Raw genomic sequence first — 11,584 nt, forward strand, 5'->3', positions numbered from 1 at the left:
CTGCTTCGTTCACCCGTAAGTGCGGGCGCTCGGAGTGAACCGGGGGAGTGGAAGGGGGCGCTTTCCCCGAGTGATCGTTCCCGCTGATCATCTCCGCCTAAGGTCGGGCGCAAGGCACGGATGCACGGCGGGAGGTTCGGCGATGACATCGACGTCGGGGAACCGGCCCCGTGAGGAGTTCACCCGGGACGACGGTCTCGTCCGGATCCACGACCCGGCCGGGCGGCCCCGCGGCACCGGCTTCGTGGCCGACCACCGGGGCACGGTCGTCACCGCACACGAGACGGTGGACGGACTGTCCCGCCTGGTGCTGCACGCCCCCGTAGGCCCCCACCGCGTGGTGACCGCCGACGAGGTGACGCCCCTGCCCGGCCTCGGCCTGGCCCTGATCCGAACCGACGGGCTCGGCGTCCCGCCGCTGCCCGTCACCGCGCGGGACCGTGTCGACAGCGGCACCTATGTGCGGATCGCCGCCGGGCGCTGGCGCGAGGCCCGGGTACTCGGCGAGACCGCCGCGACGTACACCGCCACCGAGCACCACCACCGCATCGGCGACGTGCTGGAGCTGGCCATCGGCACCGCGGGCCGCGACGCGCTCCGTCCGGGCGGCGGGGCGGCCGGCGGCCCGGTCCTGGACGGGGCCACCGGTGCCGTGCTCGGCGTCCTCGGCACCGCGCTCCGCTCCGGCCACCGCGACACCGGCTTCGCGGTGCCGCTGCGGTGCCGGATGCCCGGCGGCGGGGCGGCCGAGGCGCTCGCGGAACTCCTGGCGGTCAACGCGGCGACCGTGCCCGCGTACGGACCCGACCTCAACCTCGCCGGGGTGCTGCGCCTGACCGTCCCCGTGGAAGGGCAGGGCAACCCGGCGGGCGCGCTCGCGCCAGGGGTGGGGGAACCGGTCGAGCGGGCCGCATGCGCGGCGGAGTGGACCGCGTTCGAGCAGGGCCCGGCGCTGGTGCTCGGCCTGGTCGGACCACCCGGCAGCGGCCGCACCACCGAGCTGGCGGCGCTCGCCGCCCGCCGACACCGCGCCGGGCACCCCACGCTGTGGCTGCGCGGTGCCGATCTGCGCGACGCCGACGCCTCGATCGCCGACGCGGCCCGGCGGGCGCTGGAACGGGCGGCCGGCTACCACCGCCCGGAGCACCCCGGCGCCACCGGACCGGAGCACCCCGGCGCCACCGGACCGGAGCGTCTGGCCCACTGCGCACGCGCTGCCGGGCGTCCGCTGCTGCTGGTGCTCGACGGCCCCGAGGAGATGCCCCCGGCCCTCGCCCGCCGCCTCGACGAGTGGACGCGCGGGACCGTGCTGTGGCTGCGGGAGACCGGGGTGCGGCTGGTGACGGCATGCCGGGCGGAGTACTGGGAGGCGGCGGGTGCGCGCTTCCCGGAGGAACTGCTGCACCGCGGGGACGGGGAGCAACACGGTGACGGCCTGCCCGCGTGCGTGCGGCTCGGTGACCTCACCGAGGACGAGGCCCGGCAGGCGAGCGCCCGGCATGGGATTCCCGAGGGTGCGCTGAGCGACGCCGACGCCCGGCACCCCCTCACCCTCCGGCTGCTCGCCGAGGTACGGGCCGCGTGTCCCGACGCCCCGGGCGACCGTCTCGAGCGCCACGACGTGCTCTCGTCGTACCTGGACCTGATGTGCCTGCGCATCGCCGAGCGCCTCGCCGCGGGGAACGGCCTGCACGGCACGGCCGTACGGCGGCTCGCCGCCAAGGTGGCCGGTCAGGTGCACGAGGCCGCCCGGCGCGGTCTCGTCGCGGGGGCGGGCGGGCTGGACCGGGAGTCGTTCGAGGAGCTGTTCCCGGCCGGTCCGGCCCCGGGCGGGCCGGACGGCTGCACCGGCTGGGCGTCCGCCGTGCTCGCCGAGGGTCTCCTCGTCCCCGCCGGTCCCGGCTACCGCTTCGCGCACGAGGAACTGGCCGACTGGATCCAGGGCCTCCACCTGGACCTCGACGGGGCACTGCGCGCCCTGGTGCACGGCCGCCGCACCGCGCCCGGGGGCCAGGACGACCCCGTTCCGCACCACCGCGCCGGCCCCGTCGTCGAGGCCCTGCTGCTCCTGCGCCGGCAGCACGGTACCGACGCCCTCGCCGCCCGGCTGGCGGACCTGGTGCACGCGCTGGACGCCGACCCCGGCTCGTGGTGGGCGGCCCGGCTGCTCTGCCTGACGATCGCCCGCATGCCCGACGCAACGCCGTACGCGCACGTGCTGGGGCTGCTCGCCGACCGGATCGTGGCGTGGCGGCAGCGACTGCGGACGGTGCCGGGTGACCTGGGGCCGGCCTTCTGGACCGGTCTGCGGCTGCCCCTGGAGACACGCTTCGAGCTGCTGCGCAGGCTCCTCCACGCCGACGGCCCCCCGTGTGAAGGCGGGCAACGGTACCTCGACGCGGCCGCCCGGCTGATCGCCGACGACTTCGTCGCCGTACTCCCGTGCCTGGTCCGGTGGTTCGAGGACGAGCGCCCCCTGCCCGCCACCCCGCACGCGACCGCGGCCACGGCGGCACAGGCCCTGCTCCACATCCACCGCCACCGCGCCGTGGACACCCTGACCGAGGCACTGGGCCACGCGGTCTCGGAGGGGGCCGGCGGGAGGACTTCAGGGGAGCCGGGCGGTGTGCAGTCCGGGAGGTGGACCGGGGTGCCCGACGGGGCGGCGGACGGGCTGGGCGGGGCGACGGGCGGGGGGTTGCCCAGGGCGCTCAGGTCGGCTTCGGCCGGGGTGCCCGGCGCGGGGGCCTGGATGCCGACCGCGGACGCGACCGGTACGTCCGCCGGGGGGCGGGCCGGGGGAGCGGCGTGTGCGGGTGGTGAGGACGGGGTGCGTGGAGTCGCCGGGGGGTCGTTCGCCGGAACGGCGCCTGGGATCGTCGAGGCGCACGTCCGGGTGGTCGCCGAGGGGCCTGCCCCGGTGGTTCCGGAGGGGTCGGTCCCCGTGGTTCCAAAGGGGTCGGCCCACGCGGTCCCGGAGGCGTCGGCCCCTGCGTTCGCCGACGGCCGGCGCCACGGAGCCGCCGGGGCGCACCCCCGTGGGCTCGCCGAGGTTCCGGCGCGGGGGCTCGCCGGGTGGCCGGCCCAGCGGTCGGCCGCGGTGACCGCAGTGGGGCAGGGCGAGGGGTCGGTCGGCAGCCTGCGGCGACGGGCCGACCAGCTGCTCACCGTGCTCGCCGAGGAGGAGCCCTCGGCGGTGTGCCGCGCGGTGGACCGGTGGGCGCACGACGAGCGCCCCGCGCGCCGGGCTGCCGCGGTGACGTACGGGCTCCGTGCCGCGCCGCACGCCCGGGACGCGGCCGACCGGGTCCTGCTGCGTTACGCGGCCCTCTCCGTCCTTGTCCGCACCGCCGACCGCGCCCTGCACGGCGGTGCGCTGGCCCTCCTCGTCCGTGACCCGGACGGCAGGGACCGCCACCTCACCCGGGCTCTGCTCCACTTCGCGGCCGGTGACCCGCTCTTCCCACCCACCGCACTGACGGAAGCCCCCGCCCCCGACCCCACCGCTGTCCCGCACACCGGGCCGGTTCCCCACGCCGACGCCGGGTCCTGCCCGGCCTCGTGCCCCGGACCGGACACTGCGTCCACCCCTGCCCTGAACCCCGAGCCCGCCTCCGCCCCGTGCCCCGGCCCGCACGCCGCCCCCGCCCTCACCCCGCCGCCCCCCGGCCCCGCACCCACTGCGCCGGCCCCCGAGCGCGTCCCACGGCACCAACCCCGATCCGCCCTCGTCACCCACCCGGCCCCCGTCCTGGACGCCTTCCGCGCCCGGCTCGCACAGCCCGGCGCCGGTGAGGTGCTGCGGGTGCTGCTCGACGCCGCCACGCCCGGGCTGGCCAGGCGGATCGCCGATGTCGTGCGGGAGGTGGTGGTGGAGCGGCCGGGACTGGCCGGTCACACGGCCGCGTACGTGGACCGGCGCATGGGCCGTATGGGTCGTGAGCGGCTTCCGGACCATACGGCCCAGGCGGGACGGCGGGAGCGGCCGGAGCCGCCGTGGCAGGCGGCACCGGTGAGCCCGGGGACCGACGACCGTGCCGTGCTGCTCCCGCTGCTCACCGGGCTCCTGGACGGTGGCCCCGAGCCGCTGCGCGCCGCCCTCGCCGGTGTTCTCGCCGATCCGGGCACACCCGCCTGCCGCTCCCTGCGCCGTCACCTGCTCGACACGCTCCTCGCCCGCGAGGACGACCCCGCGGTCCTGGACGCGGTGCTCCGCGCCGCCGCCCGCACCACCGACGACGAGCGGCGCGACCTCGTTCACCGCACCGGCGTGCTGCTCGTCCGCACCCCGGACGGCGCCGCCCGCTTCGAGCGCGCCCTGGTCGATCTGGCCCACCAGGTCCCGGGCTTCGCCGCCGCCGTGACCCGCTGGCTGGCCGAGGCCCCGCAGACATGGCAGGCGGTGGTCGGGCCCGTCACCCGGCGGACGGTCGAAACCCTGGCCGGCCCGCGAGTTCCCGCCTGAGCCGCACCGCACCGTCCCACCCCGGGCCACCAGGGGCGTCGGCTGCCGCAGCCCTGCGTGCGCCCGGTCACAGCCCCATACCGATGCGGGTCCGCGGCAGGCGGCATGGCACCCTTAGACCTGCGCAGGAGAAGTCCACGGACTCGGGTTCGACGAGGTTTCGACAAGGAGCAGGCACAGTGCAGCGCTGGCGTGGCTTGGAGGACATCCCCCAGGACTGGGGGCGCAGCGTCGTCACCATCGGCTCCTACGACGGAGTGCACCGAGGGCACCAGTTGATCATCCGGCATGCCGTGGACCGGGCCCGCGAACTCGGCGTCCCCGCGGTCGTCGTCACCTTCGACCCGCACCCCAGCGAGGTCGTCCGCCCCGGCAGCCACCCGCCGCTGCTCGCCCCGCACCACCGCCGCGCCGAGCTCATGGCCGAGCTGGGCGTCGACGCGGTCCTGATCCTCCCCTTCACCACCGAGTTCTCGAAGCTGGCGCCCGCCGACTTCGTGGTGAAGGTCCTCGTCGACAAGCTGCACGCCAAGGCGGTCGTCGAGGGCCCCAACTTCCGTTTCGGCCACAAGGCCGCGGGCGACGTGGAGTTCCTGGCCGAGCAGGGCAAGACCTACGACTTCGCGGTCGAGGTCGTCGACCTGTACGTCACCGGGGAGGCGGGCGGCGGCGAGCCGTTCTCCTCCACGCTCACCCGCCGCCTGGTCGCCGAGGGAGACGTCCGGGGCGCCGCCGAGATCCTGGGCCGCCCGCACCGCGTGGAGGGCGTGGTCGTCCGCGGTGCCCAGCGCGGCCGCGAACTGGGCTTCCCCACGGCCAACGTCGAGACCCTCCCGCACACCGCGATCCCCGCCGACGGCGTCTACGCCGGCTGGCTGCACGCCCAGGACGAGGCCATGCCGGCCGCGATCTCCGTCGGCACCAACCCCCAGTTCGACGGCACCGAGCGCACGGTGGAGGCGTACGCGATCGACCGCGTCGGCCTCGATCTCTACGGCCTCCATGTCGCCGTCGACTTCCTGGCGTTCGTACGAGGTCAGGCGAAGTTCGACACCCTGGACGCGCTCCTGGAACAGATGGCGCAGGACGTCGAGCGCTGCAAGGAACTCGTGGCCGCGGCCGAGCGGGGCTAGACACCGCCCCGGCGACCGGCCGTTCACGTCGCCCGGGCGCGGGCCCAGTGGCACGCCACCTGGGCCGCACCGCCGCCGTCCAGGATCCCCGGGGCTCGCCCCCGGCAGTCATGGGCCACGCCCGACCGCTCGGCCTCGCCGCCGGCGAGGACCGGGCAGCGGGCGTGGAAACGGCAGCCCGACGGGATGAGGGACGGGTCCGGCGGCTCACCGGTGAGGACCACGGGGTCGCCCGGCGCGTCCGGCAGCACCGACAACAGCGCCCGCGTGTACGGGTGCCGGGGCTCGGTGAGGACCTGCTCCACCGCCCCGGTCTCCACGATCCGGCCCAGGTACATCACCGCCACCCGGTCCGCGATGTTCCACGCCAGCCCGAGATCGTGCGTGACGACCAGCGCGGACAGACCCAGCTCGTCGCGCAGGCGCAGCAACAGGGCCAGGATCTCCCCGCGCACGGAGGCGTCGAGCGAAGCCACCGGCTCGTCCGCGACGAGGAGTTCGGGCTCGAGGACCAGCGCCCCGGCGATCACCACGCGCTGGCGCTGCCCGCCGGACAGCTCGTGCGGGTAGCGCAGGAAGAAGCGCTCGGGCGGTCGCATCCCGGCCCGCGACAGCGCCCCCGCGACCGCCGCCCGCTCGTCACCGCCGTACCCGTGGACGCGCAGCCCCTCGGCCACCGCGTCGTACACCGTGTGGCGGGGGTTGAGCGAGCCGCTCGGGTCCTGGAGGACCAGCTGGACGCGCCTGCGGTACGCCTTCAGCGAGCGCCCCGAGTACTCCAGCGGCCGTCCCGCGAAGGCGACCCGGCCCCCGGTCGGACGGATCAGTCCCAGCAGGGTGCGGGCCAGCGTGGTCTTGCCGCAGCCCGACTCGCCGACCAGGGCCACGATCTCGCCGGGGCGGACATCGAGGTCGACCCCGTCCACGGCGCGGGCATCCGGGGCGCCGCGCCGGCCGGGGAAGGCGACGTGCACGTGCCGGGCGCTGAGCAGGGGCGCCGCGGTGCCGTCGGGGGACGTGGTCATGGGGTGTTGCCCCTCGCTTCCTCCAGGGGGCCCGCTTCCGGGCCCGTGTCCCGCCCGACCCGCACGCAGGCCGCCCACCGCCGCGGCCCCGCCTCCCGGAGCGGCTGGTCCTCGCTCGCGCAGGACTCCAGCGCCACCGGGCAGCGAGGGTGGAACGCGCAGCCCGACGGCAGCGCGGACGGGTCCGGAGGATCGCCCGCCAGCCCCCGGGGCGCGAAGCGCGAGGCCGGATCGCCGATGCGGGGGAAGGCGGCCGACAGCGCCTCGGCGTACGGATGCCGGGCGGCCTGGTACACCTCCCGCGCCGGGCCCTCCTCCACCACCCGGCCCGCGTACATCACCGCGAGCCGGTCGCAGGTGTCCGCGAGGACCGCCAGATCGTGGCTGATCATGATCAGGCCCACGTCCTGGTCCGCGACGAGCCGCTCGACCAGCCGCAGGATCTGCGCCTGGATCATCACGTCGAGCGCGGTGGTCGGCTCGTCCGCGACGATCAGCCGCGGAGCGCAGGCCAGCGCCATGGCGATCATGACGCGCTGGCGCTGCCCGCCGGACAGCTCGTGCGGGTACGCGCGGGTCCGCGCGGCCGGGAGACCGACCTGTTCCAGCAGCTCACCCGCCTTGCTCCGGGCCCCCGCCGGGGTCGCCCGCCGGTGCAGCAGGATCGGCTCGGCGATCTGGTCGCCGATGCGGTGCACCGGATTCAGGGAATGCATCGCGCCCTGGAACACGATCGACGCCCCGGCCCAGCGGACCGCCCGCACCCGGCCCCACGTCATGGCCAGGACGTCCTCCCCGTCCAGCAGCACCCGCCCGCCGATCCGCGTCCCGGCCGGCAGCAGCCGCAGCAGGGCCAGCGCCAGCGTGGACTTGCCGCAGCCCGACTCCCCGGCGACCCCGAGCTTGCGGCCCGCCTCCAGGCGCAGATCCACCCCGCGCACGGCGGCCGCCCCGCCCGGGTACGTCACCGTCAGGTCCCTGACCTCCAGCAAGCTCAACGGGACACCCCCAGCCTGGGGTTGAGCACGGACTCCACCGCCCGCCCGCACAGGGTGAACGCCAGCGCCACCACCGCGATGGCCACGCCCGGCGGCACCAGGTACCACCAGTTGCCCGCGCTGACCGCGCCCGCCTCCCGCGCGTCCTGCAACAGCCCGCCCCACGACACCACCGTCGGATCTCCGAGGCCCAAGAAGGCGAGCGTCGCCTCCGAGAGGATCGCCGAGGAGATGATCAGGGTCGTCTGGGCCAGCACCAGCGGCATCACGTTGGGCAGCACGTGGCTGGTCATGATGTGCCGGTGGCCGCCGCCCAGCGCCCGCGCCCGCTCGATGTACGGACGGGTCTCCACCGCCAGGGTCTGCGCGCGGACCAGCCGGGCCGTGGTCGGCCAGGTCGTCACCCCGATCGCCACGACGATCGTGAGCAGCGAACGGGACATCACGGTGGCCAGCGCGATCGCCAGCACCAGCGTCGGCATCACCAGGAACCAGTCGGTGATCCGCATCACCGCCGTGGCGTACCAGCCCCGGAAGTGTCCCGCGGTCACCCCGATCAGCGTGCCGATCGCGACCGACAGCACGGCGGCGAGCAGCCCCACCAGCAGGGACACCCGGGCGCCCTGGATCACCAGGCCCAGCAGATCCCGCCCGAACTGGTCGGTGCCGAACCAGAACCGCGGGCTCGGGCTCTCCATCGGGCCGCCGGGGGCGTCGGACACGTCGTCCACGCCGGAGCCGACCAGCAGCGGTGCGGCCAGGGCGAGCAGCGCGAACACCAGGAGCGCGGCCAGGCCGAACAGCCCGGCGCGGTGGGTGCGGTACTGCCGCCAGAAGCGGGCGGCCGAGGCCCTGCGCCGCTGCCACGCGAGAGCGCGCGGCCGCACGGCCGGCTGGTCCCCGCAGGTCGTCTGCCCGGACGTCGTCCGGCCGGTCGTCGTCATCGGCCCACCCGGGGATCGAGCAGCGGATAGATGAGGTCGGCGAGCGTGTTCATCACGATCACCGCGGCGGCGAACACGAAGAACAAGCCCTGCACCAACGGCAGATCGGGCACGCTCAGCGCCTGGTAGAACAGGCCGCCGAGGCCCGGCCAGGAGAACACCGTCTCCACCAGGATCACGCCGGCCACCGTCCGCCCCAGGTTGATGAAGATCAGCGTCACGGTCGGCAGCAGCGCGTTGGGCACGGCGTGCCGGCGCCGCACGAGGTCGTCGCGCAGCCCCTTCGCCCGCGCGGTCGTCAGGTAGTCGCTGCCCATCTCGTCCAGCAGCGCCGACCGGGTCACCAGCAGCGTCTGCCCGTACTCCACCGCCACCAGCGTCACCACCGGCAGGATCAGGTGGTGCGCCACGTCCACGGCGTACGCGATTCCCTCCTCGCCGCCCGACTCCATGCCGCCGGTGGGGAACAGCCCGGGGAGCGGGCCGATGCCCACCGACAGCGTGATGATCAGCAGCAGTCCCAGCCAGAAGGACGGGATCGAGTACAGGGTCAGCGCCAGACCGGTGTGCAGCCGGTCCCCGAGCCGGCCGTGCCGCCACGCCGACCGGGTGCCGAGGAGGATGCCGAGCGCCGTGTAGAGCACGAAGGCGGTGCCGGTGAGCAGCAGGGTGTTCGGCAGCGCCTCCGTGATCCTGTCGACCACCGGTGCACGGAACTGGTACGACGTGCCCAGGTCGCCGGTGAGCGCCTTGCCGCAGTAGTCGGTGAACTGCTGCCACAGCGGCAGATCCAGACCGAACTCCTTCCGGTAGGCGGCGAGTTGCTCGGCCGACACCTGACGGCCGCCGGTCATGAACTTCACCGGGTCGCCGGGGATCAGCCGGAAGAGGAAGAAGCTGGTGACGAGGACGGCGAGCAGGGACACGGCCGCGCCGCCCACCTTGCCCGCCACGTACCGCGCGTATCCGCCGGCGCCCCGGGTCCGCGGTACCCGGGCCGCAGGCCCGGCAGGGTCCGGACCGGCGGGATCGGGCCCGTCGACCGGTGCGCGTGTCGCGTCGGTGGTCATGAGCGCCCGTCGCCCGCTCTACTCGCGGTCCTCGGCCGTGGCCCGCCGCCGCATCACCGCGAACACCCCCAGCCCGGCGAGGACGACGGCCCCGGCGACGATCCCGACCACCACGCCGGCCGACGAGGAGCCGCCGTCCGACTCGCCCGAGTCCGCCGGCACCGCCGACCACCAGCTCCAATAGCCGTCCTGACCGTAGATGTTGCCCGCCTTCGCCGGCATGGTGGTGATCGACTCGATGTGATCCGTCCGGTAGGCCTCGACCGCGTTCGGATACGCCATGACGTTCATGTACCCGAGGTCGTACAGCCGCGACTCCATCCGCTTGACGATGTCCGCCCGCTTGTCCGGGTCGTACTCGGCGAGCTGCCGGGCGTAGAGCTCGTCGTACTTCTTGTCGCAGACGAAGTTGTCGGTCGCGCCGGTGTCCTTCGGGGTCGCCGGGAGCGCCGCGCAGGTGTGGATGGACAGCACGAAGTCCGGGTCCGGGTTGACGGACCAGCCGTCGAACGCGAGGTCGTACTCGCCGGCGAGCCAGGGATCGGTCACGTTGTCCAGGCAGGTGAGGGTGACCCCTATGCCGAGGTCGCCCCACCACTCCTGGAGGTACTTGCCGATGGCCTTGTCGTTCGGGTCGGTGGCATGGCACAGCACGCGGTAGGTGATCGGCCTGCCGTCCTTGCCGATGCGTTTTCCGTCGCCGCTCTTCTCGTACCCCGCCTGGTCGAGGAGCCGGGCCGCCTTCGCCGGGTCGTACGCCAGCTCCTGACCGGGCGAGGGCTTCCAGAAGTACTGCGAGAAGCGAGGCGGGATGTAGCCGGCGCCCTCGACGGCGTGCCCCTGGAACACCTTGTCGATGACGGTCCTGCGGTCCACCGCCATGAACAGCGCGTGACGCACCCGCTGGTCCAGCAGCGAGGGGTGCCCGTCCCCCATCCTCCGGCCGTTCTTCGCCTTCGCGCCGGGGTTGGTGGCGAGGGCGTAGAAGCGGCGACCGGGGGCGTCGTTGACGTGGATGTTCTTCTCGCCCCTGAGCGAGGCCGCCTGCGCGGGCGTCAGGGACGGCGACCCGGCGACGAACGACACCTCGCCCTTGCGCAACGCCGACACCGCCGCATCCTGGTCCTTGTAGTACCGGAAGACGAGCTCGTCGAACTTCGGCGCCCCGCGCCAGAACTTCTTGTTCGCCTTCAGCCGCACATAGCTGTCCGCCTTGTAACCGGTGAGGACGAACGGTCCGTTGCCGACGACGGGAAAGTCCTCGTCGTTGTTGAACTTCGCGTAGTCGCCGACCTTCTCCCACACGTGTTTGGGGACGATCGGCACGTCCAGCGCGGTCATCGTGGCCTGTGGTTTCTTCAGGCGGATGACCAGCCGGGTCGGGCTCGGCGCGGTGACCTTCTCGAAGTTGGCGACGAAACTGCCGTTGGCGGTGGCGGCGCCCTCGTCGGTCATCATCGTGTTGAACGTCCACGCCGCGTCCTCGGCGGTGGCCCGCCTTCCGTCCGACCACGTCGAGTCGGAGCGGATCGTGTACGTCCAGGTCAGCTTGTCCGGTGAGGACTCCCACGTGGTGGCCAGACCCGGGACGACGTGGTTGTCCTCGGGATCGTAGTTGGTCAGGTACTCGTAGGTGAGCCGGTGGATGCTCGTACTGAGCAGCCGCACCGCGAGGAACGGGCTGAGCGAGTCGACGCTCTGCGCCACCGCGACGGTCAGCACCTTCTTGCCGTCGCCGGCCGCCCGGGCCTGCTGCGGTGCCGGGTCGAGCGGGGTCGCGAGTCCGGCGGTGAGGGTGAGCGCGGCGGCACCGGCCGCCGCCACGAGCCGCGTCCGGCCGGGGGTGTTCCGGCTCCTCGGACGGGGGAGGCCCGGGTGCCCGGTGCCGTGGGGATCTCCGTACTGATCGTTCGTGTCCATAGGATCGCTGACCTCGCGTCATCGCTCGC

The 11,584-nt window shown here is 74.5% G+C and carries 7 protein-coding genes; 2 read left to right on the forward strand and 5 right to left on the reverse strand.

The genetic code is table 11. From position 1 onward, the window contains the following. Positions 1–142: 142 nt before the first annotated feature. Complete coding sequence (locus ACFYOV_RS32605; RefSeq protein ID WP_389094074.1) at positions 143–4,465, forward strand: trypsin-like peptidase domain-containing protein; 4,323 nt, start codon at positions 143–145, stop codon at positions 4,463–4,465. 179 nt (positions 4,466–4,644) lie between these two features. Beyond that, positions 4,645–5,598, forward strand: a complete 954-nt coding sequence (locus ACFYOV_RS32610) for a bifunctional riboflavin kinase/FAD synthetase (protein WP_389094076.1) — start codon at positions 4,645–4,647, stop codon at positions 5,596–5,598. 23 nt (positions 5,599–5,621) lie between these two features. Here the strand turns inward: ACFYOV_RS32610 and ACFYOV_RS32615 are convergent, their stop codons facing one another. Genes ACFYOV_RS32615 through ACFYOV_RS32635 form a run of 5 tightly spaced genes read right to left on the reverse strand, consistent with a single transcriptional unit; the run spans position 5,622 to position 11,555 of the window. Further along, positions 5,622–6,623: an ABC transporter ATP-binding protein gene (locus tag ACFYOV_RS32615; RefSeq protein ID WP_389094078.1), complete on the reverse strand. Its 1,002-nt coding sequence runs from the start codon at positions 6,621–6,623 to the stop codon at positions 5,622–5,624. Continuing rightward, the gene (locus ACFYOV_RS32620) at positions 6,620–7,621 is read right to left on the reverse strand and encodes an ABC transporter ATP-binding protein (protein ID WP_389094080.1); all 1,002 of its coding nucleotides are present in this window, start codon (positions 7,619–7,621) and stop codon (positions 6,620–6,622) included. Before ACFYOV_RS32620 ends, ACFYOV_RS32615 begins: the two co-directional genes overlap by 4 nt. Continuing rightward, positions 7,618–8,565: an ABC transporter permease gene (locus tag ACFYOV_RS32625; RefSeq protein ID WP_389094082.1), complete on the reverse strand. Its 948-nt coding sequence runs from the start codon at positions 8,563–8,565 to the stop codon at positions 7,618–7,620. The genes ACFYOV_RS32620 and ACFYOV_RS32625 overlap by 4 nt, the downstream gene beginning before the upstream one ends. Then, on the reverse strand, positions 8,562–9,635 hold the full coding sequence (locus ACFYOV_RS32630) for an ABC transporter permease (protein WP_389094084.1): 1,074 nt from the start codon (positions 9,633–9,635) through the stop codon (positions 8,562–8,564). Before ACFYOV_RS32630 ends, ACFYOV_RS32625 begins: the two co-directional genes overlap by 4 nt. An 18-nt stretch (positions 9,636–9,653) precedes the next feature. Further along, positions 9,654–11,555, reverse strand: coding sequence for an ABC transporter substrate-binding protein (locus ACFYOV_RS32635; protein ID WP_389094086.1), 1,902 nt, complete (start codon positions 11,553–11,555; stop codon positions 9,654–9,656). Between the last annotated feature and the right edge of the window lie 29 nt (positions 11,556–11,584).

Origin of the sequence: Streptomyces sp. NPDC005931 (genome assembly GCF_042871235.1) — a bacterium.
GTDB lineage: Bacteria > Actinomycetota > Actinomycetes > Streptomycetales > Streptomycetaceae > Streptomyces.